19 protein-coding genes are annotated in these 25,374 nt (G+C 68.9%); 7 read left to right on the top strand and 12 right to left on the bottom strand.

All coding sequences use genetic code 11. From position 1 onward, the window contains the following. Window positions 1–426: 426 nt before the first annotated feature. Together dnaG and BR39_RS0104955 are read right to left on the bottom strand one after the other, a co-directional pair. A complete protein-coding gene (gene dnaG, locus BR39_RS0104960) occupies window positions 427–2,337 on the bottom strand; it encodes a DNA primase (RefSeq protein WP_029908312.1) in 1,911 nt (636 codons plus the stop codon). 238 nt (window positions 2,338–2,575) lie between these two features. Next, window positions 2,576–3,472 carry an EamA family transporter gene (locus BR39_RS0104955; protein WP_029908310.1) on the bottom strand — a complete coding sequence of 299 codons (897 nt, stop codon included), beginning with the start codon at window positions 3,470–3,472 and terminating at the stop codon, window positions 2,576–2,578. Between the two features lie 182 nt (window positions 3,473–3,654). Between BR39_RS0104955 and BR39_RS0104950 the strand changes: the two genes are divergently transcribed. Continuing rightward, window positions 3,655–4,719 carry a DUF2855 family protein gene (locus BR39_RS0104950; protein WP_029908308.1) on the top strand — a complete coding sequence of 355 codons (1,065 nt, stop codon included), beginning with the start codon at window positions 3,655–3,657 and terminating at the stop codon, window positions 4,717–4,719. A gap of 86 nt (window positions 4,720–4,805) precedes the next feature. Here the strand turns inward: BR39_RS0104950 and BR39_RS0104945 are convergent, their stop codons facing one another. From BR39_RS0104945 to BR39_RS0104920, 6 genes are all read right to left on the bottom strand, one after another. Continuing rightward, on the bottom strand, window positions 4,806–6,101 hold the full coding sequence (locus BR39_RS0104945; RefSeq protein WP_029908306.1) for a hypothetical protein: 1,296 nt from the start codon (window positions 6,099–6,101) through the stop codon (window positions 4,806–4,808). 64 nt (window positions 6,102–6,165) lie between these two features. Beyond that, on the bottom strand, window positions 6,166–7,842 hold the full coding sequence (locus BR39_RS0104940; protein WP_029908304.1) for a hypothetical protein: 1,677 nt from the start codon (window positions 7,840–7,842) through the stop codon (window positions 6,166–6,168). Between the two features lie 63 nt (window positions 7,843–7,905). Continuing rightward, on the bottom strand, window positions 7,906–8,988 hold the full coding sequence (locus BR39_RS0104935) for a glycerophosphodiester phosphodiesterase (protein WP_029908302.1): 1,083 nt from the start codon (window positions 8,986–8,988) through the stop codon (window positions 7,906–7,908). A gap of 65 nt (window positions 8,989–9,053) precedes the next feature. After that, window positions 9,054–9,365, bottom strand: coding sequence for a hypothetical protein (locus BR39_RS0104930; RefSeq protein ID WP_029908301.1), 312 nt, complete (start codon window positions 9,363–9,365; stop codon window positions 9,054–9,056). A 174-nt stretch (window positions 9,366–9,539) separates the two neighbouring features. Next, window positions 9,540–10,133 (bottom strand): hypothetical protein, encoded by a 594-nt coding sequence (locus BR39_RS0104925; protein WP_051695199.1) that lies wholly within the window; start codon window positions 10,131–10,133, stop codon window positions 9,540–9,542. Between the two features lie 78 nt (window positions 10,134–10,211). Continuing rightward, the gene (locus BR39_RS0104920) at window positions 10,212–10,733 is read right to left on the bottom strand and encodes a polymer-forming cytoskeletal protein (RefSeq protein WP_029908297.1); all 522 of its coding nucleotides are present in this window, start codon (window positions 10,731–10,733) and stop codon (window positions 10,212–10,214) included. A gap of 219 nt (window positions 10,734–10,952) precedes the next feature. Between BR39_RS0104920 and BR39_RS0104915 the strand changes: the two genes are divergently transcribed. Continuing rightward, window positions 10,953–11,549, top strand: coding sequence for a hypothetical protein (locus BR39_RS0104915; protein ID WP_029908295.1), 597 nt, complete (start codon window positions 10,953–10,955; stop codon window positions 11,547–11,549). Window positions 11,550–11,552: 3 nt separating this feature from the next. Here the strand turns inward: BR39_RS0104915 and BR39_RS0104910 are convergent, their stop codons facing one another. Both BR39_RS0104910 and BR39_RS0104905 read right to left on the bottom strand, forming a co-directional pair. After that, window positions 11,553–11,741 (bottom strand): hypothetical protein, encoded by a 189-nt coding sequence (locus BR39_RS0104910; RefSeq protein WP_029908293.1) that lies wholly within the window; start codon window positions 11,739–11,741, stop codon window positions 11,553–11,555. A gap of 1,019 nt (window positions 11,742–12,760) precedes the next feature. Next, window positions 12,761–13,183 (bottom strand): helix-turn-helix domain-containing protein, encoded by a 423-nt coding sequence (locus BR39_RS0104905; RefSeq protein ID WP_029908291.1) that lies wholly within the window; start codon window positions 13,181–13,183, stop codon window positions 12,761–12,763. A 78-nt stretch (window positions 13,184–13,261) separates the two neighbouring features. Between BR39_RS0104905 and BR39_RS0104900 the strand changes: the two genes are divergently transcribed. After that, a complete protein-coding gene (locus BR39_RS0104900; protein WP_029908289.1) occupies window positions 13,262–13,483 on the top strand; it encodes a helix-turn-helix domain-containing protein in 222 nt (73 codons plus the stop codon). 88 nt (window positions 13,484–13,571) lie between these two features. Here the strand turns inward: BR39_RS0104900 and BR39_RS26370 are convergent, their stop codons facing one another. After that, a complete protein-coding gene (locus BR39_RS26370) occupies window positions 13,572–14,759 on the bottom strand; it encodes a hypothetical protein (RefSeq protein ID WP_156035583.1) in 1,188 nt (395 codons plus the stop codon). Between the two features lie 129 nt (window positions 14,760–14,888). After that, entirely contained in the window at window positions 14,889–17,168 is a 2,280-nt protein-coding gene (uvrB, locus tag BR39_RS0104895) for an excinuclease ABC subunit UvrB (RefSeq protein ID WP_029908287.1), read from the bottom strand. Between the two features lie 142 nt (window positions 17,169–17,310). Here uvrB and BR39_RS0104890 point away from each other — a divergent pair, with 142 nt between their 5' ends. From BR39_RS0104890 to BR39_RS0104875, 4 genes are all read left to right on the top strand, one after another. Further along, window positions 17,311–18,702, top strand: a complete 1,392-nt coding sequence (locus BR39_RS0104890; RefSeq protein ID WP_231499400.1) for a hypothetical protein — start codon at window positions 17,311–17,313, stop codon at window positions 18,700–18,702. A gap of 76 nt (window positions 18,703–18,778) precedes the next feature. Continuing rightward, window positions 18,779–20,035, top strand: a complete 1,257-nt coding sequence (locus BR39_RS0104885) for a hypothetical protein (RefSeq protein WP_156035582.1) — start codon at window positions 18,779–18,781, stop codon at window positions 20,033–20,035. A gap of 569 nt (window positions 20,036–20,604) precedes the next feature. Continuing rightward, window positions 20,605–22,236, top strand: coding sequence for a DUF5597 domain-containing protein (locus tag BR39_RS0104880; RefSeq protein WP_231499399.1), 1,632 nt, complete (start codon window positions 20,605–20,607; stop codon window positions 22,234–22,236). Window positions 22,237–22,303: 67 nt separating this feature from the next. Next, window positions 22,304–25,210 carry a TonB-dependent receptor gene (locus BR39_RS0104875; protein ID WP_029908278.1) on the top strand — a complete coding sequence of 969 codons (2,907 nt, stop codon included), beginning with the start codon at window positions 22,304–22,306 and terminating at the stop codon, window positions 25,208–25,210. Window positions 25,211–25,374 lie beyond the last annotated feature (164 nt).

Here is a 25,374-nt window from a genome sequence, read left to right as displayed (position 1 = left end):
AAACGACGCGGCGCCGAAACGTGGCGCGCGTCGAGAAATGTGTCCGTGATGGGGCGCCCGCGCTTTGCGCCCCGTCGTCCGTGCAAGCTGTCCAGCCAACCGCTGAAAATATTCTCAAGAAACGCCTGAGACGCGCGAAAGAACCATGACCTAACGCTCCGCGAGCTGGGCTCTTTGCGGAGGGGCTGTCTTCACGCGCGGTCAGCGTCGGCCCTTGAGGGGTTTTCGGCAGCCACTGGGACTTGGGGGCGGCGAGGGTGACATCCTGTTTCAAGGAGGGCGCGCGCGACGGCGGCCCGGGCGATGTCAATCAGCTGCGTGGCAAATCCTTGAGTCGCCAGATGGCGTTGCATGACGCAGGAGTCAAGATGGGTAGTGATCAGTATCGTTCTATTTCAACGGGTGCGGAGGTTGGGCGGGCGCGCCCTACGAAGCCGCCTGCCAGAACTCCAGCCCGCTGATCTGCCGCTCCAGCGCGCCGATGCGGGTGCGCAGGTCGCGCGTCGCGGCCAGCGTTCCGGCGGTGACGGCCTCGCGGCGCAGGGCCTCCAGGGCCCGTTCGCTGTCGCCGATCTCGACCAGGGCCTCGTAGCAGGCCGACCACAGGGCCTTGGCCCGGTGCGGCTCCATCTTCGGGTCCAGGAACGGGGCGTCGATCGCCGAGGCTACGCGCTCGACCTCGGCGACGTGATCGCCCAGGCCCTTGCGCTCCAGGATGGCGCGGAACGGGGCGTCGTCGCCGATGTCGTCGGCCAGGGCCTCGAACAGCTCGTGGGCCAGGGTCGACAGGCGCGGATCGCCGAAGCCGACCCGCTCGATCGCCTCGTCATAGGGCCGCGCCCAGGCCGGATGGCGCAGGGCGGCGATCGCCACCGCCGCGTGGAAGGGCTTGAGCCGGGTGGTGATCTCGGCCCGGGCCACGCCCCGGATGCCCGGATCGGGCGGACCCCGGTCGCGGCCGCCCCGCCACTGGCCGCGCGGGACGAACGGCCGGCCGCCGCCGTCGCCCCAGGACCCGCCGCCGCCTTGCCCGCCGCCCGCGTTGGGCTTGGGGAACAGCGCGTCCAGCTTGGCGTAGAGGTCGTCGCGATAGGCCGCCGACAGGTCCTTGTCGGCGATGGTCCCGGCGGCGGCGCGCAGGCGCTGCTTGAAGCCCGCCTTGCGCTCGGGCGTGTCCAGCGGCTCCAGGTCGCGCTCGCGGTTGAACAGCGCCTCGACGAAGGGCGTGGTCTGGGTCAGCTGGCTCTTCAGCGCCGCCGGCCCCTGCTCGCGCAGGACATCGTCGGGGTCCTTGCCGCCGACCACGATCGAGAACTTGAACGAGCGGCCGGGCTTGAGCAGCGGCAGGGCGCGGTCGATGGCCCGGCTGGCGGCGCGCTGGCCGGCCTTGTCGCCGTCGAAGCTGAGGGTGGGTTCGGGATGCAGGCGCCACAGCACCTCCATCTGCTCCTCGGTCATGGCCGTGCCCATCGGCGCCACGGCCGGCAGGCCCGCCCGCTGGCAGGCGATGACGTCCATATAGCCCTCGACCACCAGCATCGGGGTCTGTTCGGTGGGGGCGGCGGCCTGGGCGGCGTGCAGGAGCTTCCGAGCCTCGTACAGGCCGTACAGCAGCCGGCCCTTGTGGAAGAGCGTGGTCTCCGGCCCGTTCAGGTACTTGGCCCGGGCGGCGGGATCCATGGCCCGGCCGCCGAACGAGACGACCTTGCCCCGGGTGTCGGTGATCGGGAAGATGATCCGGTCGCGGAACCGGTCATAGGGCTGGCCGCCGTCCTCGGGCGCGATGAGCAGGCCGGCGTCGACCAGCTCGGCCGGCTTGGCGCCCTTGGCGATCAGATAGTCCTTCAGCGCCGTGCGGCCGTTGGGCGAGAAGCCGATGCGGAAGCGGCTCCACTGGTCCTCCGGCAGGGCCCGGCGCTTGAGATAGTCGCGGGCGGCCTGGCCGACGGGGCGGCGCAGCTCGCCCTCGAACCAGGCGGCGGCCAGTTCCATCCAGTCCGACAGGCCGGCGCGCTTCTTGTCCTCCTGGGCGGCGCGGGCGTCGGGCTCGGGCAGAGCCATGCCCGCCTCGGCCGCCAGCCGCTCGACCGCCTCGGTGAAGGTCAGCCGCTCGGTCTCCTGCAGATAGGAGATGATGTCGCCGTGCTTGCCGCTGGAGAAGCAGTGGTAGAAGCCCTTGTCGTCGTTGACGAAGAACGACGGGCTCTTCTCCTTGGTGAACGGCGACAGCCCCGCATACTCGCGCCCCTGCCGCCGCAGCTTCACCGTCTTCCCGATCACGTCGGAAGGGCGAAGGCGTTGCTTCAGTTCGTCGAGGAAGTGGTCGTCGAAACGCATGGCGGCTTGGCGTCAGCATAGGCGGAATGTGCGATTTTCGCACGTCGCATGAACGGTTCGTCCAGAACTGGTTTGGGGCTGTGGATAACCCTCCAACTCCGCTCATCCCGGCGAACGCCGGGACCCAGATCCCATAGCGGTGCGTCGGGTTGGACAGGCTCAGAGCGCTTGGCGTCAGCCTCAAAGCCATTCCATCTGGGTCCCGGCATTCGCCGGGATGAGCGGTTTTTGGAGAGCCTCAGGCCGGCGCCAGGAACCGCATCCGGACCTTCGGCCACAGCATGTTCACCGCCAGCCCGGCCAGCACCAGCACGGCGGCCAGCAGCTTCCAGCCCGGAAGGCTCTCGTGCAGCAGGATCGCCGAGGCGCCCATGCCGAACACCGGGACCAGCAGGGCCATGGGCGTGACCGTCGCCGCCGGGTGGCGGGCCAGCAGCCAGCCCCAGGCCGCGTAGCCGAACATGGTGTTGCCCACCGCCTGCCAGGCCACCGCGCCCCAGGTCAGGGCGTCGGCGTGGGCGACGCCCGCCACGATGGCCGGCCAGCCTTCCAGCCACAGCGACATCGCAAACAGCGGCGGGATCGAGAACAGGCTGGCCCAGACCACATAGGCCAGCATGTTCACCGTGCCGGCCTGGCGGGCGACGATGTTGCCGCCGGCCCAGCTGGCGGCCGCGCCCAGCACCAGGATCACGCCCAGCGGGGTGGCCGCCCCGCCGCCGTGGGCGGCGATCAGCACGATGCCCGAGGCGGCCAGCAGCAGGGCCGCGATCTGGAAGCCCTTCACCCGTTCGCCGCTGATCTTCATGGCCATGCCGATGGTGAAGAACACCTGGGTCTGGACCACCAGCGAGGCCAGGCCCGGCGAGATGTGGCCCTTCATGGCCACGAACAGCAGGCCGAACTGCCCGGCCCCGATCAGCACGCCGTAGGCCGCCAGGTTGGTCCACGGGACGTTGGGCCGCTTGACGAAGAACGCCATGGGCAACAGCACCAGGGTGAAGCGCAGGGCGGCGAACAAGAGCGGCGGCAGGTGATCCAGCGCCACGCGGATGACCACGAAGTTGGTTCCCCAGACCGCCACCACGGCCAGCGCCAGCAGGAAATGGCGAAGGGGCAGGGGCGTGTCGGTCATGGGCGCGGTCCGATCGCGAGCTGGACAGATGGGTCGGACTTGGGGCTTCGCGCCCGGCGTCGCAACGAAAACATTGTCTCCCGTGACAATGAAGCGGCGGTTCGCCGGATCGATTCAAACAAACGTTTGACGTTTTGTCGCGAGGCGCGCCTACCATGGTCGCCAGCAGAGGAGCGACGACGATGGAAGCCTGGGATTTCGTGGTGTCGAAGGGCGATCTGCGGCGGGCCGAGGTCGTGGAGGCCCCGCCGTCCGAACTGGGTGAGGGCCAGGCGCGGCTGGCGATCGAACGCTTCGCCCTGACCTCCAACAACATCACCTACGCCCTGTTCGGCGAGGCCATGCGCTACTGGGACTTCTTCCCCGCGGCCGAGGGCTGGGGCCGGATCCCGGTCTGGGGCTTCGCGCGGGTCGAGGCGTCCAGCCATCCGGAGTTCGCGGTCGGCCAGCGGTTCTACGGCTACTGGCCGATGTCGACCCATCTGACCGTGACGCCGCGCAAGACCCGGACCGGCTTCGCCGACATCGCGCCGCATCGCCACGGCCTGCCGCCGGTCTACAACCAGTACCTGGCGGTCGGGGCGGCCGATCCGTCCGAGGACCACCGGGCCCTGCTGCGGCCGCTGTTCATCACCGGCTTCCTGATCGAGGACTTCCTGGACGAGAACGCGCTGTTCGGGGCGCGGTCGGTGGTGCTGACCAGCGCCTCGTCCAAGACCGCGATCAGCCTGGCCTTCCAGCTCAAGCAACGCGGCAAGGCCAAGGTCGTCGGCCTGACCTCGGCCCGCAACCGGGCCTTCGTCGAGGGGCTGGGCTTCTACGACCAGGTGGTGGTCTACGAGGACCTGGCGACCGCACCGATCGAGGAACCGGTCGTGCTGGTCGACTTCGCCGGCGACGCGGCTCTTCTGAGGGCGGCGCACGAGCGGTTCGGCGAGGCCCTGGCCTATTCCTGCCTGGTGGGCGGCACGCACTGGGAGGGCGAGCGCGGGGCGGGCGTCATGCCCGGCCCCAAGCCGGCGTTCTTCTTCGCGCCGGACCGCATCCGTAAGCGCGCGACCGACTGGGGAGCGGGCGGGCTGGACGAGCGCCACGACGCCGCCTGGGCCCCGTTTGTTGCCGACGCGCCGCGCTGGCTGCGGATCGTCGAGGGCGCCGGGCCGGAGGCGGTCGCCGAGGCCTACGCGGCCGCGGTGGACGGTACGTCGAGCGCCGACGAGGGACGGGTGCTAAGCCCTCTTCCGTAGGGGGGTGAAGGTGGGGACACACACTCGCGGCGAGGCCTTGCTGATCCGGCTAGGTCCCTGGAGCGAGTGTGTGTCCCCCTCGTCGTCTATTTCGCCAAATCCGCCGGCGTGGTCGGCTGCGAGATCACCGCCTCCATCCGCGTCCAGCGGGCGTCCTGCGACGGGCCGGCGCGCTCGACGTGGGCGCGGACCATGTCCTGGCCGAGGTTGTAGTTGATCACGTAGCTCCGGTAGGCCTCGATGAAGCTCAGCGACTTCTCGGCCTTGGCGCGCGAGCTGAGGGCGTACTTGGCCAGGGCGGCGACGGCGGCCTCCTTGTCGAGCTTCCCGGACAGGTAGAGGTCGGCGATGGTGTTCTGGACGCTGGCCAAGTCGGCCATGGCGCCGGTCACCGCGTCGTAGGTCTGGGCCGTGGCCGGGTCCAGGCCGGCCAGCGGGTAGAGCGTCTTGCGCTCGAAATTCAGCTTCTCCTCGCCCGGGAAGGCCAGCTTGATCCCGTAATTGGCGCTGCCCTCGGCGATCAGCGACTGCGGCGAGAACAGCGGGTAGACGCTGAACTCCACCCAGCCCTTGCCCTTGGTCAGCTTCTCTTCCAGCAGGGCGTTCAGCACGTGGTGGCCGGGATAGCCCTCGTGGCAGCCCAGGTCGACGGCGCGGCTGATCGGGGTGGGCAGGTCGGTGTTGACCTCGATCAGGCTGTGGGCGTCGCCCTTGTACCAGTTGTAGCCGCTCCACGGCTTCTTGGTGACGAACGAGAGGTCGAAGCGCTCGCCCTTGGGCAGGGCGATGTGGGCCTCCGTGCGCGCCTTGCACTCGGCGATGGCGGCCTTCATCACCGGCTCCAGCCGGTCGGTCGGGATGGTGTAGCGGGCCTGGAAGGCGCTGACGCGCGTGGCCAGGTCGCCTTCGCCGGGCACCAGTTTGTCGATCTTGGCCAGGATCGGGTCGTAGGCGCTGAGCGGCTTGAGCGGCGGGCGCACGCCGAACAGGCCCTCGGCCTCGTCCTGGAAGCTGAACTTCTGGCCGGCCAGCATGGCCAGGCGGGTCTGGGCGGCCTTGACCTGGCCGGCGAGGAAGGCCTTGCGGCGGACTTCGTCGGGGCTCAGCGCCTTGCCGTCGACGGCCTTCAGGGCGGCGGCGAGGCGGTCGGCCTCGGCGCGCAGGGCCGGGACCTCGCGCGGCTTGGCCTTGGCGGCGGCCGCCCACTCGGCGGGGCCGTAATAGGCGTCGACATAGCCCGGCTCGCGCTCGCCGGCCTCCAGGGTCAGGCGCACGAAGTCCTGGGCGATGACGTCCAGCTTGGCGCCCTCGTTTGGCGCGGCCAGGGCGGGGGCGGCCAGCAGGGCCAGGGCGGCGGTCGCGGCGGCGAGGCGGAGGATCATCGAAGGCGTTCCGGAACGAAGAAGGCGGGCAAGCTGCCTCGCCCCTTCGCTCGGCGCAAGCGGGCTAGCTCTGGGCCAGGGGCAGCTTCGACAGGTCGCCGCCCATCCAGCCCTTGCGGGCCTGGGCCAGATGCTGGTCGGCGGCCTGCGCCTGGCCCAGCTTGCGCTCGGCCTGGGAGAGGACGCTGAGGCCGACCGGGTCGCCGGTGCGGCGGACCAGGGCGGCGCGCGCCTCCGTCGCCGCGCCCTGGGCGTCGCCCGAGGCCAGCAGGGCGGCCGCCAGGCTGCGGCGCACCGGATACCAGATCGGCGGATCGGTCATGTCGGCGAAGCGCTTCTCCTCCAGCTCGGCCGCCTTGCGCAGGAAGCCGGCGGCGACCTTGGGCTGGCCGTCCAGCATGGCCGCACGGCCTTCCAGCACCAGGTGCGCCAGCCGGGTGACCTCGGCCATCTGGCCGGCGTAGCGGCCGAAGGCCTTCAGCTGGCCCTTGTCGATCTCGACCAGGGCGGCCTCGCGGCGCAGGCCGGCGATGTCCCCGTCGCGGCCCAGGGCCTCGGCGCGGGCGTGGCGCCACATCGCCCGCAGATAGGGCTGGCCCGGGTCGGCCAGGGCCAGCACCTCGTCCGTCGGGGCGTAGCGGCCCATCAGGTCGTAGGCCGCGCCGGCCACCATCTGGTTCCAGGCGTCGTCGGGCTTCAGCTTGGGACCGTTGGCGACGGCCGGACGGGCGAGGGCCAGGCCGCCGGCCGCGTCGCCGGACATCAGGGCGCCGGCGATGCCGAACTGCACGTTGTGCCCGTGATAGAACAGGTTGAAGGCCGCGCCGTCGCCCGTGAAGCCCTGGGCCTTGGCGTTGGCCTCGTCCAGCTTGGACGCCTGGGCGTTGGACCGCAGGGCGTCCTCGTACCGGCCCACCCAGTAGTAGGTGTGCGAGGGCATGTGGACCAGGTGGCTGGCCGACGGGGCCAGGCCTTCCAGCTTGTCGGCATAGGGCTCGGCCCGGGCCGTGAAGCCGCTCATCTCGGTCGCGTGGATATAGAAGTGGATGGCCGGGGCGTTGTCGGGATCGCGCTTCAGCGCGCCCTCCAGCAGTTCGACGGCGCGGGGCAGGTTGCCCTTGGCGTTGCGCAGCGAAGCCGGGACCATCAAGGCGTCGGCCGCCAGAACGGCCAACTCGTTGTCGCCCGGATGGGCGCGGGCCAGGGCGTCCATGGCCTTGGCGTAGGCGTCGTCGCCGGGACCCTTGCCGCCGCCGTTCCTGTAGCGGAGGGTCATGGCCGCGATCAGCTCGCGCTCGCGGGGCGGGCCGTTCGCGGCCAGGGTCGTGGCCCGGGCCATCAGGGCGGCCATCTTGGCTTGCGTCTCGGCGTCGACGGTGAAGTTGATCGTGGCCCCGCCGGCCCAGGCCTGGCCCCACAGGCACATGGCGCAGTCCGGATCGCGGCGCGAAGCCTCCTCGAAGGCGGCCAGGGCCGACTTGTGGGCGAAGGCGTGGCCCAGCTCCAGGCCGTTGTCGAAGAAGGCCTGCGCTTCGGGCGAAGCGGTGGCGATCTCCCAGTGGACCTTGCCGTAGCCGTTCATCAGCTCGGTCCGGCGCGGCGGCGAGGCCGCGGCGGCGACGTCGCCCGCGCCCGAGGCGCACAGGCCCATGGCCAGGATAGGCGGGGCGGCCATGTCGGCCTGGGTCAGGCCCGGGACGAGGACCGCCATCAGGCCGGCGGCCAGGATCTTCGCACGCATGGACGTCCCCCCCTTGGATCGCGCCAGCATCCGCTCGCGACCCTCGCGGGGTCAAGCGCGGGTCTAGCCCCGCGCCGCGACCGCCAGGCCCGGGAAGTCGCTGAACAGGCCGTCGACGCCGGCGGCGTACAGGGCCTTGAAGACCGCGGTCACGTCGCCCGGCTGGGCCAGGTAGTCGGCCGCCGTCGCGTCGCCCCGGCGCAGGGACGCCGGCAGGAAGTAGTTCTCGGCCCGCACGGTCCAGGGGTGGACGACCAGGCCGGCGGCGTGGGCGTCCTTGACCAGCGAGGTGGCCGGCAGCAGGGCGTTGGCGTCCTGCGGCACGATCTGGGTCTTCTCCGGGCCCAGGCCGTCGGCGTAGAGCGCGACCTCCTTCAGGCCCGAGGGGCTGACCAGCTGGGAATAGGTCACGTTCGGCAGGTCGGCCGGGCCGCCCTCGCCGGCGGTCAGCAGCACCAGGCGCGCCTTGGTCTTGGCGCGGATGGTCTTCAGCGGCGTGACCTCGAAGCACTGGACGAAGACCGGAGCCGTCGCAGAGTCCAGGTCGTTCTTCTTGAGAAGGGCCACGAGGCGATCCTCGACCGGCAGGCCGATGCCGGCGAAGTAGCTGGGGTGCTTCATCTCCGGGTAAACCCCGATCGTCCGGCCCGTGCGCTGGCTGCCCGCCTTGGCGATGGCCACGACCTCGTCGAAGGTCAGCAGCTGAGCCTGGCCGTCGTATTTCGGATTGGCGGGCCGCAGCTGCGGCAGCCGCTCGCGGGCCCGCAGGGTCTTGATCTCGGCCAGGGTGAAGTCCTCGGTGAACCAGCCGGTGACCGACTGGCCGTCGATGGTCTTGGTCGCCTTGCGGTCGGCGAACTCGGCGCGCGAGCCGACGTCGGTGGTGCCGCCGATCTCGTTCTCGTGCCGGGCGATCAGGTGGCCGTCCTTGGTCGGCACCAGGTCCGGCTCGATGAAGTCGCAGCCCTGGTCGATGGCCAGGTCGTACGAGAGCGCGGTGTGCTCCGGCCGCAGGCCCGAGGCGCCCCGGTGGGCGATGACGATCGGCGTCTTCGGGGCGCGAGCGAAGCTCAGGCCCGGAGCCAGGGTTCCCGCCAGGGCGGCGGTGGTGAGGGCGCGTCGGGTCAGCAGGGTCATGTCGGCCATCTAGCGCGCCGATGTGACGGTTTGACCAGCCCGCCGCGTCCTTCCGCCCGGGATTTCGCCGGCGCCTAGTCCTTGCCCGAACGGTTCAGGATGGCGCGCAGCCCCTGGGCCTTCTGCGGCAGGTCGGCGGCCAGGCGCGAGGCCATTTCCCGCACGCCCACGGCGTAGGCGTCGCCGCCCTCGGCGATCTCGTGGGCCCGGGCGGCCAGGTCGTCCAGGTCGCGGCCCATGGCCTCGATCTGCTCGCGGGCCAGCAGGCGGGCCTCCTGCTGCAAACGCCGGACGCGCTGGGTCGTGGTCTCGGGACCGCGGCTCAGATTGTAGACTTCGACGGGCTCGACTTGGTCGGGGACCACGGTCAAAAGCGGGCCGTTCATGGACGTCTTCGCTCCTCGGGCGGCGTCCAAACGCGGCGCCGGCCCTCGAGAGTACAAGGTGCGTCGGAGCGCGGCCGTTCCCCGGGTTTCGCCTGATCCGTGCGATCGGACGGGTTAAGTGTCCTGCCTGCCACAGCTTCGCGCCCAGGGGGATTCCGGCGCCTGTTTCGGAGGCTATCGGGCGCCCGTCTTGCCCGGTTCCTGGCCCGGTTCCTGGCCCGGTTCCTGGCCCGCCGCCTTGCCCGCCACTTGGGCGCCCGGCTCGCACGGGCCCTGGTAGGTGCTGGTCGCCTGGGCGTGCAGGGTCTGGCGGCGTCCGAAGGCCGAGACGACCAGCTGCAGGTCGGTCTGCGCCGTCGTGACGAAGTCGCCGCGCGCCGTGCCGGTCAGCACGTAGTCGATGTGGTTCTTCTGGCAGGCCAGGTCGATGCGGAAGCCGTCGACGGTGCGGGTCATCCGGGGACTGCCGCAGGGCGAGACCTTGCGGGCCGCCTCGGCGCCGGGGTCGAAGCCCTCGGCCACGCACTGGGTCGATTCCTGGGGCCCGCCGGGGGACTGGGTCACGGTCTTCCAGAGGCCGGGCTTGAGCGTGGTCGGCCCGCCCGCGGCGGGGGCCGCGTCCTGGGCGGTCGCCGGGACCGGGCCGGAGCCCGCCGCGCCCGGCGCGCCGGCGCGGTCGTCGGTCCGCGAGCAGCCGGCGGCCCCGGAAACGACCAGGCCGAGCAGGATCGGAACCAGGAAACGCGGGTTCTGGACCAGGGAACGCATGGCAAATCCTAGCGCGGTCGGCGGCCGACGGCAAAGACCCCATGCCCTCGCCGCGCCGCCCGAGACCTCAACGCGCGATCAGCCCGGATAGACGGCCATGGCCGGCGACTGGACGCCGGGCGCCGGCGCCTGGGACGCGGCGGGGGCCGGAGCAGCGCCCGTCGGGGCCGGGGCCTGGCGCTGGAACTTCAGGCTGCGGCCCTGGAACTGGGCGCCGCTCTCCATGGCCAGCTGCTCGTGGGTGATGTCGCCGTCCACGACGGCCGTCCCATAAAGGCGCACCTGCTTGGCCGAGACCTGTCCGGTCACGCGGCCGTGGATCTCGATGACCTGGGCGTGGAGCGAGCCCTCGACCCGGGCGTTGGGGCCCAGGACCAGCTTGCCCACGCGGATGTCGCCCTGGACCACGCAGTCCAGGTGCACCTCGCCGTCGCCCATCACGTCGCCCTTGATGGCCACGCCCTGGGCCAGCATCGAGGCCGGCTTGGGACGGGGCGGCGGGACGGGGGCCTGGACCGGCGAGACCAGCTGGACCGGCTCGTTCTGGGCCAGCGGCGTGAAGGCCGGGGCGGGGGCGGTGTCTTTCTTCTTGGCGAACATGGCGGCGGCCTTGTCTCGAAATGGGTCGTTGTGGGTTGGGAGGAGCAAGAGCTGGGCCGTGGCGCGGCGAACACTTGCCCCCTCTGGGCCTTCGGCCCTCCGCCCCCGGAGGGGGAAGAGCGCGAGGCTCCGCCCCCTGCGGGGGCGGACAGGCGGCGAAGCCGCCAGGTGGGGGCAAGCGGCGACTCGCTCCATGGTCTCCGGCAAGCGGAGTCCCCCATGCCCGACCAATCCCTCGACCAGCTCATCGACCGCCTCCGCGCCGTGGAGGCCGAGATCGAGGCGGCGTTCGCCGCGCGGGACGCGGCCCGGGCGGCGGAGGCCGGGTTCACGATCGAGGACGGCAAGCCCTGCTTCAAGGCCGACGCCCTGCGGCGCCAGCGCGCCCACCGCAAGGGCCTGAACGTGGCCCGCACGCCCTGGCCCACCCTGCTGACCATGCCGCTGATCTACGGCATGGCCCTGCCGCTCGCCATCCTCGACCTCAGCGTCAGCCTCTACCAGCTGGGCTGCTTCACGGCCTGGGGGATCGCCCGGGTGAAGCGCTCGGACTACGTGGTCATCGACCGCCACCGGCTGGGCTACCTGAACCCGGTGCAGAAGCTCAACTGCGTGTTCTGCGGCTACGGCAACGGCGTCATCGCCTACGCCCGCGAGATCACCGCCCGCACCGAGCAGTACTGGTGCCCGATCAAGCACGCCCTGAAGGTCAAGGGCAGCCACGAGCGCTACCGGACCTACCAGGCCTATGGCGACGCCGAGGGCTATGTGGCGAGCTCGGGAGCGTATCGCGAGCGGCTGAAGCGGGGAGAATAGGGCTCATCGCCGCGCGGCCGCCGCGTCCCGCGCGGCCTGGAGGGCGGCCAGCCGCCGGTCGATCTCGCGATAGAGGACCTCGAACCGGGCCTGTTCCTCGGGCGTCCTGAGATGCAGGGGCAGGGGCTTGGCGAGGCGGGGGCGCCGCCCCTGCTTCGGGGGCTCGGGCGTCTTGGGGCGGGGTCGGGTCATGGAGGGCTCCTTCTCTTGAGGACTGTGCGGCGATCCCTTGCCCCCTACGGACCGCTGCGCGGTCGTCTTCCCCCGGAGGGGGAAGAGGGGGTGAGCACGCGTCCTCCGCCCCCTATGGGGGCGGACAGGCGGCGAAGCCGCCAGGTGGGGGCAAGTGGGTGTGATCCCACGCCAGTCTGGCTGTGAGCTGGAAAGGGACGCGGAGCGCCGGACGACGTCCGGAGTTCTGTGTGTTGTAACCGTTTCGACGAAGCCGATCGCTCCGCGCGCTCGTTATCCGCCAGCGTCCGGTAGGCAGCCCTGTTGAGGCTTAGCCGGACACCCGGCCCGTCGTTTCCGACGAGACCCGGCGCTGGGGGACGCGGATCATGAGACACGCACGCCGATCCCCAGCCACGCCGACGGCGGGCGGGGCCTGCAACGCCAGGCTCCCCGGACACGCTGGAGTAACCCCCTCCAGCCCAGTCCCGCTCGATCGCCCCCCGCCGCCGCATCGGTCGCTGGCCATGCGCCCTTTCCCTGCGACGAGGTGGGTCAAGGATACGGGCGGTCTGGGAGGGTGAGGACAAATCGGGTCGAAAAAGTTCAGGGTGTTGAAATCGCTGAACTCTGTCCGCTATCCGCCGAGCGCAAACGCTCCTTCCCTCCCCCTTGTGGGGAGGGTGGCCCTGGCGGGGCCAGGGTCGGGTGGGGGCTGCTGACTCACCAGATCAAGACCCGTCAACCCCCCTGCACCGATCCCCCACCCGTCGGCTTCGCCGCCACCCTCCCCACAAGGGGGAGGGACGGGCGCCAAGATCGGCCCCTCCCTCGCGGGCTGGGGACGCGCACTCACGGCAAGGCCTTGCCGGTTGCTTCACGGCCGTGAGGTGAGTGCGTGTCCCCTACGTCGCCCAGGGCGCCGGTGGGCCTGGATCCCGACCTCAGCGGACGACTTGGGGGACACGCACTCACCTTGGGCCCCGAGCGAAGCGCACCGGCGCCGTGCCGTGAGTGCGCGTCCCCGGCGCGCATCCAGCTCACGCCGCCGAGCCCCGCAACGCCGCCGCCGTCGTCTGGACCAATGCCGCCAGCCGATGGCGCAGCGGCCCGGGCGGCAGGTCCAGCCAGGCCTCGGCAAGGGCCAGGCCGCCGGGCGCGACCAGCATCCGCGCCGTCAGCGAGGCCTCGGGTTCGAGCCCCTCCTTCGCCGGCAGGCCGGCGACCGTCTCCGGCAGGCCGTCGAAGAAGAAGGCGATCGGCACCTCCAGCGCCCCGGAGATGGCGTGCAGGGCCGAGGCGCTGATCCGGTTGGCGCCGGTCTCGTACTTCTGGACCTGCTGGAACGTCAGCCCGATCCGCTCGGCCAGCGCCTGCTGGCTCAACCCCCGCAGCTTCCGCCGCCATCGCACGGCCGGCCCGACATGGACGTCGACGGGATGGGGGCCGGCGGTGGGTTTCATGATGCGCTTGCCTCAGGGTTGAGAAAATACACACTGACAGTATGTAGAACGCAACGCCGACCAAGGCAACGGTCCGGCGTGGCCGACAAAGACGATCTCCTCGCCCTGGGGCGCGAAATCCGCCGTCATCGCAAGGCGCTGGGCCTCAGCCAGGAGGCCCTGGCCGAGCGCGCGGGCCTGCACCGCAACTATGTCGGCTTCCTGGAGCGCGGCGAACGCAACCCCAGCGCCACGACGATCTTCGGCCTGGCCCGGACGCTGGGCGTGAAGGCGACGGAGCTGGTGGCGGGGGTGGAGTAGGGGCGTGGGCATCCCTTCCTCCTCGCACCGCGCTACTCAAGGATAAGGTGTGGGAAGTTACCCGAAATATCAAAGGTTCTGTAGCGAACTATCTCGCCTTAAGTCCAGCATAGAAATCCAATATTTCAATAGCCGACTTATTAATTGACTCAAATAGGGATATTACGTTCCCGATCTCGTTAATCAGAACCCTTTTTGCTATATTGATCTCCTTAGTCATTCTTGGCATTTGATGTATTGTTTGTTGAAATTCGCGAAATATCTCCGCATTATTTGCGGAGGTCGGTATCATTCCCGCTACGGCCTCAACCGTTCCTTTATTGGAGTCGTCTTCAGTATCTTCTTTGGAATCCATTAATCTAATTTCGATTAATCTCTTCGTATATTTCATTCCTGAGTCGAAATTGTCTTTAATAGATGGGACTGTATCTCTAATAATCTTTGAGCAATTTATCATTTCGTCGGATATATTGTTGAGAATCTTTTTTCCCATAGAAACATCTTTTAATTCCGTAGCTATGGTTAATTCCTTTATGTATTCACCAGTCTTGTTACTTAAAAGTTCTATAGAACCTGTAAGAATCTCGGAATTATGTGTTGCTATAGACATCTTTTCCGCTATAATGGCGTCTAAATCCATTATACCTAGATCATCATCCTGCGGATCGTAGATGGATTCATCTGATGTGGGTTCAGATGGCGCGGGTTCGCTTCCAACTGGTTCGACGAGTTCTTTTGAACTTTCTATATCGTCGATATGGCGCTTTATAAGACTTCCAAATGATCTGAGAATAGAGTGTCTTAGATCAATTTCATCATCAAATTCTTTAAATAATATCCCCCTATGACCGAGGGATGCCTTAAATTCTTGTATTAGCAATAGAGATTTAAGATTTGGATCGTTTGCATTTACGCTGACATTTTTGAAGAAGGTCAGAACTGAGTCTTGTCTAAAAAAGCTATCCTTAGAATTATCTATGGCGTTCTCAATTTCTTCCACCGTTCCAGAGATATGATCTTTTGTCGGAGATCCAATCTTGGCACCAAGAATGGCAATTAAGGCGTCGTACCCGTCGGCTTGATCATTAATTCTCGCTTGGGCTTCTTTCGCTAGGCCGGGAGTTGCGTCCTCCGCCCAATAGAATGTTTCAAACGACAGGCCAATCGGCTTTGTCAGCAACGAAATATCCGAAATAATATCCCTTGCTGCTTCAATCTCGTTGGCGACATCGGAAGGGCCGCCAACAAATATCTTATATGTAGTAAATTTACGCATAAGCTCCCCCATTCTTGTTTGTTATTTACGATATAGCGCGAAGAATTTATCCTAACGTTTTTGCGGATGTGTTCATTCTCGTCGTGGGATCAGATTATTCTCCAGCGTAGTCTATTTTCGGGACGTTCTCTACAGCCGTCCCTTCCGAAACGCCTCCGCCTGCTCCGCCCTCAGCTCCGCGCGCACCCGCTTCGGCATCGCCTTGTCCACCGCCTCGCCCGGCGCCGTAAGCGCCTCGTTGGCGAACTCCAGGTCCATCAGCTTCATCCGCTTGATCTCGTCGCGCAGCCGCGCGGCGGTCTCGAACTCCAGGTTCGCGGCGGCCTCGCGCATCTTGGCTTCCAGGTCCTTGAGGGCGGCCTTGAAGTTGTCGCCGCTGAACGGCTTGGCGTCCTTGCCCTCGCCGATGCCGCCGATCGGCACCAGGATGCGGTCGCCGCGCTCGTAGGGGCTGTCGAGGATGTCCTTGATGTCGCGCTTGACGCTCTCGGGCGTGATGCCGTGCTCGAGGTTGTAGGCGTGCTGCTTCTCGCGGCGGCGGGCGGTCTCCTCCATGGCCCGCTCCATGCTGCCCGTGACGCGGTCGGCATAGAGGATGACCTTGCCGTCGACGTTCCGCGCGGCGCGGCCGATGGTCTGGATCAGGGAGGTCTCCGAGCGCAGGAAGCCTTCCTTGTCGGCGTCGAGGATGGCGACCAGGCCGCATTCGGGGATGTCCAGGCCCTCGCGCAGCAGGTTGATGCCGACCAGGACGTCGAACATGCCCAGGCGCAGGTCGCGGATGATCTCGATCCGCTCCATGGTGTCGACGTCGCTGTGCATGTAGCGCACGGCGATGCCCTGCTCGTTGAGGTATTCGGTCAGGTCCTCGGCCATCTTCTTGGTCAGGACGGTGACCAGGGTGCGGTAGCCCTTGGCCTTGGTCTGGCGGATCTCGTCGACCACGTCGTCGACCTGGCTGGCGCCGTCCTTGGAGACCGGGCGGACCTCGACCGGCGGGTCGATCAGGCCGGTGGGGCGGATCACCTGCTCGGCGAAGACGCCGCCGGCCCGCTCCAGCTCCCACTTGGCCGGGGTGGCGCTGACGTGCACCGACTGCGGGCGCATGGCGTCCCACTCCTCGAACTTGAGGGGGCGGTTGTCGAGGGCGCTGGGCAGGCGGAAGCCGTATTCGGCCAGGGTCCATTTGCGGTTGCGGTCGCCCTTGTACATGGCGCCGATCTGCGGGACCGTCTGGTGGCTCTCGTCGGTGAACAGCAGGGCGTTGTCGGGGATGTATTCGAAGAAGGTGGGCGGCGGCTCGCCCGGCCGGCGGCCCGACAGGTAGCGGCTGTAGTTCTCGATGCCGGCGCACGAGCCGGTGGTCTCGATCATCTCGAGGTCGAAATTGGTCCGCTGCTCCAGGCGCTGGGCCTCCAGCAGCTTGCCGTTGGCCTCCAGCCAGGCCAGGCGCTCCTTGAGCTCGGCGCGGATGCTGATGATCGCCTGGCGCAGGGTGGGGCGCGGGGTGACGTGGTGGCTGTTGGCGTAGACCTTGATCATCTCCAGGTCGCCGGTCTTCTTGCCGGTCAGCGGGTCGAACTCGCTGATCGCCTCGACCTCGTCGCCGAACAGGCTGACGCGCCAGGCGCGGTCCTCGTAGTGGGCGGGGAAGATCTCGATGGTGTCGCCGCGGCGGCGGAACGTGCCGCGCTCGAAGGCGGCGTCGTTGCGCTTGTACTGCTGGGCGACCAGGTCGGCCATCATCTGCTTTTCGTTGATGGTCTGGCCGACCTCCAGGGTGAAGGTCATGGCGGTGTAGGTCTCGACCGAGCCGATGCCGTAGATGCAGCTGACCGAGGCGACCACGATCACGTCGTCGCGCTCCAGGATCGCCCGCGTGGCCGAGTGGCGCATGCGGTCGATCTGCTCGTTGATCGAGCTGTCCTTCTCTATGTAGGTGTCGGTCCGGGGGACGTAGGCTTCCGGCTGGTAGTAGTCGTAGTAGCTGACGAAGTACTCGACCGCGTTGTCGGGGAAGAAGCCCTTCATCTCGCTGTAGAGCTGGGCGGCCAGGGTCTTGTTGGGGGCCAGGATCAGGGCCGGGCGCTGGGTGGCCTCGATGACCTTGGCCATGGTGAAGGTCTTGCCCGAGCCGGTGACGCCCAGCAGCACCTGGTCGTTCTCGCGGCCTTCCAGGCCCGCGACGAGCTCGGCGATCGCCGTCGGCTGGTCGCCGGCGGGCTGGTAGTCGGAGACCAGCTTGAACCTCTTGCCGCCTTCCGACTTCTCCGGGCGCGCGGGGCGGTGCGGCTGCCACAGGGCGGGCGTGGTGGCGGCGTCGACCTCAGCGTCCAGGGCGACGTCATGGATGAACTTGGCGGAGACGTCGGAAACGCCGCCGGCATCGGTCTCTGGGGATCGGGCCATGTCTGGAAGGTAGGACCGCCGGGCCGGGAAGGCTAGGGGGGCTGCTGACACGGACTGTCAGCAGCTTGGCGGCAGGTGGCGGCAGTCCGGCTTTATGGTTAAGGTTGTCACGGTCGGTCGGACGACCTTGGGGGTAGGGATCATGATCAGCGTGAAGCTTGGCGCGGGCCTCGCGGCCTTGGGTCTGTTCGTCAGCGTCGCGGGCGCCGCCTCGGCCCAGACGCCGGACATGAAGCTGATCAACGGCCCGGTCTATGGCGAGCTGCGCGACGTGCTGGGCGCGACCCTGCCGGTGGCGACGCCCAGTGCGAAATGCCCCAAGCCCCTGACCCTGCCGGACGGCGCGTGCCTGGACCGCGTGGTGGCCGGGATGAAGGCGCGCGGCGCGACGGTCGACCGGGCCCTGACCGGCCGCGGCGTCGAGGGCGGGGCGGGGGCGGTGATCTCCGGCCAGCTGGGTCGCGACTTCCGCCTCTACGACGTGTCGCTGGGCGCCGGCGGACCGGTGGTGACGCCGGTCGACCTGCCCAGCTCGCAGGTCCGCGTGCCGCGCGACTGCTTCTCCATCGGCCGGGGCGTCGACTACCGGCTCGACGTGCGCGACGGCCAGCTGGTGGCGCGCGAGGTCCAGTCCGTCAGCTGCGGCGGGCCGCCGCCGCCGATCGGTTACGGCGGGCCGCGCCGGCCGCCGATCCTGGCGGGCGAGCCGGGCGAGCGCTGGCCGGCGACCGGCCTGGTGGCGGTGCGCGGCGCGCCCCGGCAGCTGGCCGCTCCGCGTCCGGACTGCCCGCCCGACGCGGCCCTGCGCGACGGCGTCTGCTTCGCCGCCGGCATCGGCGTCCTGGTCGCCCAGCCGGGCCTGAAGGAGCTGGACGTGATCGGCGCCAAGCGCCTGACCGCCCCGGGCCAGGTGCTGACCAGCAAGGAGACAGAGCAGTATGTGCTCAAGCGCAAGGGCAAGGCCGGCTTCAAGGCCGACAAGCGCTGGTTCGACAAGTCGCAGCTGTCCGCCCCGGCCGGCTGCGGCCTGACCACGCCGGTCGACTTCGAGGTCGAGCCCGGCGACCGGGTGCACGAGCGGGCCGTGGCCGGCTGCGGCGCGCCGGCCGCCCCGCCGCCGACCGCGACCTACGAGGCCTACGGCGCGACCCTGCCGGTGGTGTTCGGCAACCGCCAGGGCTGCGCCGAGCGCGGCGAGCAGCTGCTGGGCGACGCCTGCTTCTCCGAGGTGATCCGCTGGATGAAGGCGCGCGGCGTGCCCAAGGGCGAGGTGCTGATCCTGGACCGGCCCTACGGCCTGGGCACGCGGATCAATGGCTCGAGCGGCGTGCGCTACTCGTTCGCCGACGTCTGGGCCAATCCGGACGGGACCTACAAGGCCGACCGCAAGCACGACTACGCCCGCCGCATCGACCAGGGCGGCTGCGCCACGGTCAGCGACGCGGGCTCGGACGCCAGCGGCCTGGTCCTGGTCCGCGCCGACGGCGGGGTGATGGCCCGCGCCTATCAGTGGGTGGCCTGCCCGGTCCGGTAGGGGCGCGGCGCGGACTTGCGATGGCCGCAATCTTGAGCTGAGTTTCCCTTCGAGCAGGGGAGGCGACTCTATGGGCGTGACGCGCAGGAGCATGGCGGCCGGCCTGGCGATGACCGGGGCGACGGCGGGCGCGCTTCCGGGCCTGGCCCGGGGCCAGGCGGCGCCGCTTCAGCCCACAGGCCCCAGCCCCCAGACCAGCCTGTTCCTCAGCGGACGCTACCTGCCGACCTGGCGGGCCATCCAGGCCGCGCCGACGGACCCGTCGCTGCAGCAGGCGGCCTCGTTCCTCGGCGACGAGGGGATCGCCCTGAGGTCGGCCGCCATGGGACCGGCGGACGACCCGCCCCTGGCCGCCGAGGCGACCGCCCAGGACGCGGTGGCAGCCATCGTCGAGGCGGCGCGCGACCGCCGCGTGGTCATGTTGAACGAGGCCCACGTCGCCTCGCGCCATCGCTGGTTCCTGGCCCGCCTGCTGCGCGCCCTGCGGCCGCTGGGCTTCGAGATCCTGGCCGCCGAGGACTTCCTCAACAGCCGCAGCCCCGGCGCGCCGGACGTGCGGACCTTCAAGGCCGGGGCGGCCCTGAACCCGGCCTTCGGCTACTATCTGCATGACCCGGTCTATGGCGAGGCGGTGCGCGAGGCGGCCGAGCTGGGCTATCGGCTGGCGGCCTACGAGCAGCGCCAGGATCAACGCCGGGCGGGCGAGACCGGCGCGGCCGCCATCGTGCGCCGCGAGCCGGCCCAGGCCGAGAACTTCATCGCCGACGTGCTGACGCCGAACCCGGACGCGCGGGTCCTGGTCCATTGCGGCTACGCCCACCTGCGCAAGACGCCCGACCACCGGGGCCTGCTGTGGTTCGCCGCCCAGCTGCGCGAGAAGGCGGGCGTCGATCCGCTGTGCGTCTCCCAGGCCTATACGGGCTCGTTCGCGCCGCACGCCGCCGACCCGCCGATGACGACGGCGGTGCTGGAGCGCTTCAAGCCCGCGGACTCCATCGTCGTGCGCGGTCCGGACGGCTGGATCGGCGCGAAGCCGGCGGGGGCGGACCTGGCGGTGTTCCACCCGCCCGTGGCCGACGTCGCCGGACGGCCCGGCTGGCTGGCCGCCGATCCCACGCGCCGCCGGCTGGAGGCCGCCGTCCCCGGCCCCCGCGAGGCGGCGGTCATCGTCCAGGCCGTCCACGCGGTCGAGCCCGACCTGGCCATCCCGGCCGACCAGCAGGTGCTGGCGCCCGGCGCGACCTCGGCGGTGCTGTTCCTGCGGCCCGGCGACTACCGCCTGCGGCTGGAGACCGAGGCGGGTTTCGTCCCGCTGAAGTCGGTGACCGTCTGAAGCCACGCGTCACGGCAAAGGTCTGACCACTTCGTCCCACAAGCTTCACCGATGGGCGTTCTCCCGAACAAGGCGCAAATGTGGTCAGACAAATACGCGCCGGAAACGAAGCTGAAACGACCCGAGACTAAGGCCACGCTCCGCGATCCCGTGGCGTCGCGGCCGTCCCTCGGCCCGCGCGGATCGCTCGGCCGAGCGCGTCCTGGCGGCGACTTTCGGCGGGAATTCTCGCGAAAGTGTCGATAAGATATTGACGTAACGGCGGAATATTAAACCCTACGGGATGTCGTCTCGGTTCGCGTACGGCCCGCGATGGGCGCGGATTGCCGCTGCGGAACCCCGTGGGAGACCGGTTTTCACCTCGGCGTCAGCATCGGCGCCACAGTCAAGATATTGGCCTGACAATTGCCGATTATCGAGATTGACAGGTCAGACCTTATGTCAGATGTGTTAGCGGTATCATCGGTCACGGCGCGTCAGTACGCCGAACCGGAGCGGGGAAGCGAATGGACCAGGGACCCCTCCAGCATAGAACTCGCCAGCCACGCCCGAGCCGCGCCCCGCGTCTCGTGGGCGCGCTGGCCGGCGCGCTGGCGGCCTCGCTGGTCGTGTCCCACGCCGCCCTCGCCGACATGCCCCGCCTGGAGACGCAGGGCTCGGCCCAGCGCCTGGTGGTCGACGGCAAGCCCCTGCTGGTCCTGGGCGGCGAGCTGGGCAATTCCAGCGCCTCCAGCCAGGCCTACATGGCCAAGTACTGGCCCAAGCTGAAGGCCATGAACCTCAACACGGTGCTCGCGCCCGTGTCGTGGGAGCTGATCGAGCCGAAGGAGGGGGCGTACGACTTCTCCAGCGTCGACGGCCTGATCAAGGACGCCCGCGCCCAGGACATGCACCTGGTGATCCTGTGGTTCGGGGCGTGGAAGAACAGCATGTCCACCTACGTCCCGTCGTGGGTGAAGCGCGACCAGGACCGGTTCCCGCGCGCCAAGGCCGCCAACGGCGTCAGCCAGGAGATCCTGTCGGCCTTCTCGACCAATACGCGCGACGCCGACGCCAAGGCCTACGCCGCCCTGCTGGCCCACCTGAAGGCGGTGGACGCCAAGGGCGCGGTGCTGATGGTCCAGGTCGAGAACGAGATCGGCATGCTGCCCACCGCCCGCGAGTGGGGCCCCGAGGCCGACGCCGCCTGGGCCGGCCCGGTCCCGGCCGAACTGCTGCAACGCCTGTCCCAAGGCGGGGAAGCCATCGAGCCCGAGCTGCGCGCCCTGTGGAAGGCGCACGGCGCCAAGACGTCCGGGACCTGGGCCCAGGTGTTCGGCGACGCCGAGGCCGGCCAGGAGGTGTTCACCGCCTGGTCCTACGCCCGCTATACCGACGCCGTGACCCGCGCGGGCAAGGCGGCCTATCCGCTGCCGATGTACGTGAACGTGGCCCTGAACCGCACGGGCAAGGCGCCGGGCGAATATCCCAGCGGCGGGCCGCTGCCGCACCTGATCGACGTGTGGAAGACCGGCGCGCCCAGCCTCGACCTGATCTCGCCCGACATCTACTTCCCGAACTTCAACGACCTGGCCGGCCGCTACAAGCGCCGCGACAATGCGCTGTTCATCCCGGAAGCCAACAATGTCGGCGCGCCCGAGACGCCGGCCAACGCCTTCTACGCGATCGGCAAGCTGGACGCGTTCGGCTTCTCGCCCTTCCAGGTCGAGACCGCCGAGGGCAAGGACCAGGAGGCCGTCACCCAGGCCTACGACGTCCTGCGCCAGCTGACCCCGGCGATCCTGGCGGCCCAGGGCCAAGGCAGGATGTCGGGCTTCAAGCCGCGCGTGCTGGAGGACGGCACGGTGCTGGACCAGCCCATCAGCCAGGTCATCGGCGACTACCGCTTCAACGTCGCCTTCATCGACACCTGGACGCCGAAGGCCGACCAGAAGACCGCCGCCCACGGCGGGATCATCGTCCAGATCGGACCCGAGGAGTACCTGATGGCCGGACGCGGCCTGGTGGTCACCTTCGCGGGGGCCGGCGAGGGCCCGCCTATCGCCGGCATCGACAGCGCCGTCGAGGGCGTGTTCGACGCCCAGGGGCGCTGGGTCCCGGGCCGCACCCTGAACGGCGACCAGACCCACCAGGGACGGCACATCCGACTGCCGCCCGACCAGTTCCAGATCCAGCGGGTGAAGCTCTACCGCTATCGCTGATCCAACCCGAACAAGCCCAATCATTAGGAAGGCCCGCCGCTCCCCCCAGGCGGGCCAGGAGTGAAGCATGACCCGATTCAACCCCCGCGCGGCCCTGCTGGCCGCCACCGCCCTGGCGGGCCTGGCCGCGACCGCCGCCCACGCCCAAGACGCTTCGACGGCCGCTCCGGCCGCTCCCGCCGCGGCGACCGCCGCGCCCGCCGACGACGCCAGCACCGCCGTCGACGAAGTCATCGTCACCGGCATCCGCCGCAGCCTGCAGCAGGCCACCATGGCCAAGCGCGACAGCGTGGCCTTCGGCGACTCCATCTTCGCCGAGGACATCGGCAAGCTGCCGGCCACCAACCTGGCCGAGACCCTGAACCGCATCCCCGGCGTCAAGATCAACCGCGACATCAACGGCGAAGGCGTGCAGGTCTCGATCCGCGGCCTGGGCCCCAGCTTCTCGAAGGTCCTGCTGAACGGCACCCAGATCGCGGTGGCCTCGGACGGCGGCACCAACGGCGGCAGCGCCAACCGCGAAGTCGACCTCGACTTCTTCCCGTCGGAGCTGTTCACGCGCTTGGACGTGTCCAAGAGCCCGATGGCCGACCAGCTGGAAGGCGGCATCGCCGGCACGGTCAACCTGCACAACGCCCGTCCGTTCGACAAGGAAGGCGAGCACCTGACGGTGATCGCCCAGGGCCAGTACACCGACAGCAACAAGGACCTCAGCCCGCGCGGCGCCGTCGTCGCCAGCAAGACCTGGGACAAGTTCGGCGTGCTGTTCGGCGTCTCGGGCGTGAAGACCAAGACCCGCGTCGACGGCTTCGAGTCCGTGGGCTGGACCGACGGCAACTTCTCGTGCGGCACGGGCTGCACCGATCCGGGCGGCAACGGCTTCGTCTACGCCAGCGTCGCGCCCAACAATGTCGGCCACGGCCTGACGCCCGGCCAGACCCTGGACCTGACGGCCACCTCGGGCCTGACCCAGGACCAGCTGAGCCGCGCCCTGATCCCGCGCCTGGGCCGCAACAGCTACACCGAAGGCACCCGCTCGCGCGTCTCGGCCCTGCTGTCGCTGGAATACCGTCCGACCGACGAGCTGCAGTTCGCCATCGACGGCATGTACGCCGAATCCAAGCGCGACTATCAGCGCCTGAACATGAACTGGTACGTCCGCAACTCGGGGCCCGGCACGTCGTCGACCTCGACGGGCGGCATGGTGCCGATCGACCTGACGGTGGACGCCAACAACGTCGTCACCTCGGGCACCTTCGCCAATTCGAGCTTCTTCCTCGAGAACGACATCTTCAAGCAGACGACCAAGTTCTACAACGTCAACCCGACCATGCGCTGGCAGCCGAAGGACAACTTCGTCGTCGACGCCCAGGTCAATTACGGCCACTCGACCTTCTTCCGCGAGCAGCCGCAGTTCGACTTCCAGACCCCGGCCCAGTCGGGCCTGGACGTCTATTATTCGACGGGCTCCGACGGCCAGCCGATCATCACCACCAACAAGGACCTGGGCGACCCGAACCTGGGCTGGCAGTGGTACCGCGTGAACGTCCAGAACGTGAAGCGCGAGACCACCACCAAGGGCGCGCACGTCGACGCGCGCTGGGGCGACGACACCGTCAACCTGAAGTTCGGCGCGGCCTATGACGAGGCCAGCCGCTCGATCCGCGCCTACGACAACTCGACCGCCTTCCAGAACGCGACCTGCGGCACGGGCTGCGCCGGGACCTCGGGCGTGATCACCAACAGCCAGCTGTCGCAGTACCTGCAGCGCTGGGATGTCGGCGACTTCGGCCACCTGGCCAGCGGCGGTGTCGGCTACACCAGCATGATCATGCCGGACGTGGCGGCCCTGATGAAGGCCAGCAACTACGCCTACTACCGCGACAACGCCCCGCAATCGACGGGCGCGGTGACCGGCGGCGCGGTCGGCGACATCGAGGAAAAGACCTGGGGCGCCTATGCCGAGGCCAACGCCAAGGGCCAGGTGCTGGACCGCGACCTGACCGTCAACTTCGGTCTGCGCTACTTCCACACCGACCAGAGCGTCACCAGCCCGATCACGGTCAGCACCGGCATCGTCGACCAGACCCTGAGCTCGAAGTACGACGACATCCTGCCGTCGACCAACATCGTCTACGACGTCAGCGACAACATCAAACTGCGGGTCGCGGCCTCGCGCAGCATGACCCGGGCCGACGCCGGCAGCCTGCTGCCCGGCACCACCTTCTCGGACATCTCGGCCCAGGTCGCGACGGCCGGCAACCCGAACCTGAAGCCCTACACCTCCAACAACATCGACATCGGCGGCGAGTACTACACCGGCGGCATCGGCTATGTGGGCGTGGCCTTCTTCCGCAAGGACGTCGACGGCTTCACGATCAACACCCAGAGCACCGTGCCGTTCACGTCGCTGGGCATCAACTACGCCGACCTGAGCGTCTCGCAGCAGCAGGCCCTGGACCTGCGCGGCGGGCCGAACGTGGCCACCGTGACCCTGACCAAGCCGGTCAACCTCAACAAGCTGCTGATCCAGGGCGTGGAAGTCACCTGGGTCCAGCCGCTGGACTTCGTGGTCCACGGCCTGGGCTTCTCGGCCAACGCCACGCGCCTGGAGCAGAGCTCGGAGTCGGGCCTCGTCGCCACCGGCGTCGCGCCCTGGAGCTACAACCTGCAGGGCTTCTACGAGGACCACGGCGTGTCGGTCAGCGTGAACTACGTGTGGAACGACGAGTCGATCGCCGCCAACGCTCCGCAGAACAACATCAACGTGCCGCTCAAGGCCGAGGCCCGCGGCCAGCTGGACGTCTCGGCCGGCTACCAGCTGCCGTTCATGGACAAGGCCTTCCGCCTGACCCTGGACGCCCTGAACATCACCAACGAGCCCCTGCGGACCACGTTCGGCTACGACAACGCGCCGTACAGCGTCTACTACCCAGGCCGCCAGGTGCTGCTGGGCCTGCGGGCGACGTTCTAACCGGATCCTCCTCCCCGGAGGCATCACCTGGGCGGCGCCGGCGACGGCGCCGCCCTTTTTCTTTGTTTGAAGCTCCGGCGGGGACCTTTCACGTTGTCATCCCGGAAAGCGCGCAGCGCTTGTCCGGGATCCAGGTGAACCGCACCGCGTCCGCCCAGTCCCCT

Origin of the sequence: Caulobacter sp. UNC358MFTsu5.1 (assembly GCF_000712075.1) — a bacterium.
Classification (GTDB): Bacteria; Pseudomonadota; Alphaproteobacteria; order Caulobacterales; family Caulobacteraceae; genus Caulobacter.
Note: the sequence above shows the minus strand (reverse complement) of the source record. Positions and strands in the feature narration are given on the sequence as shown.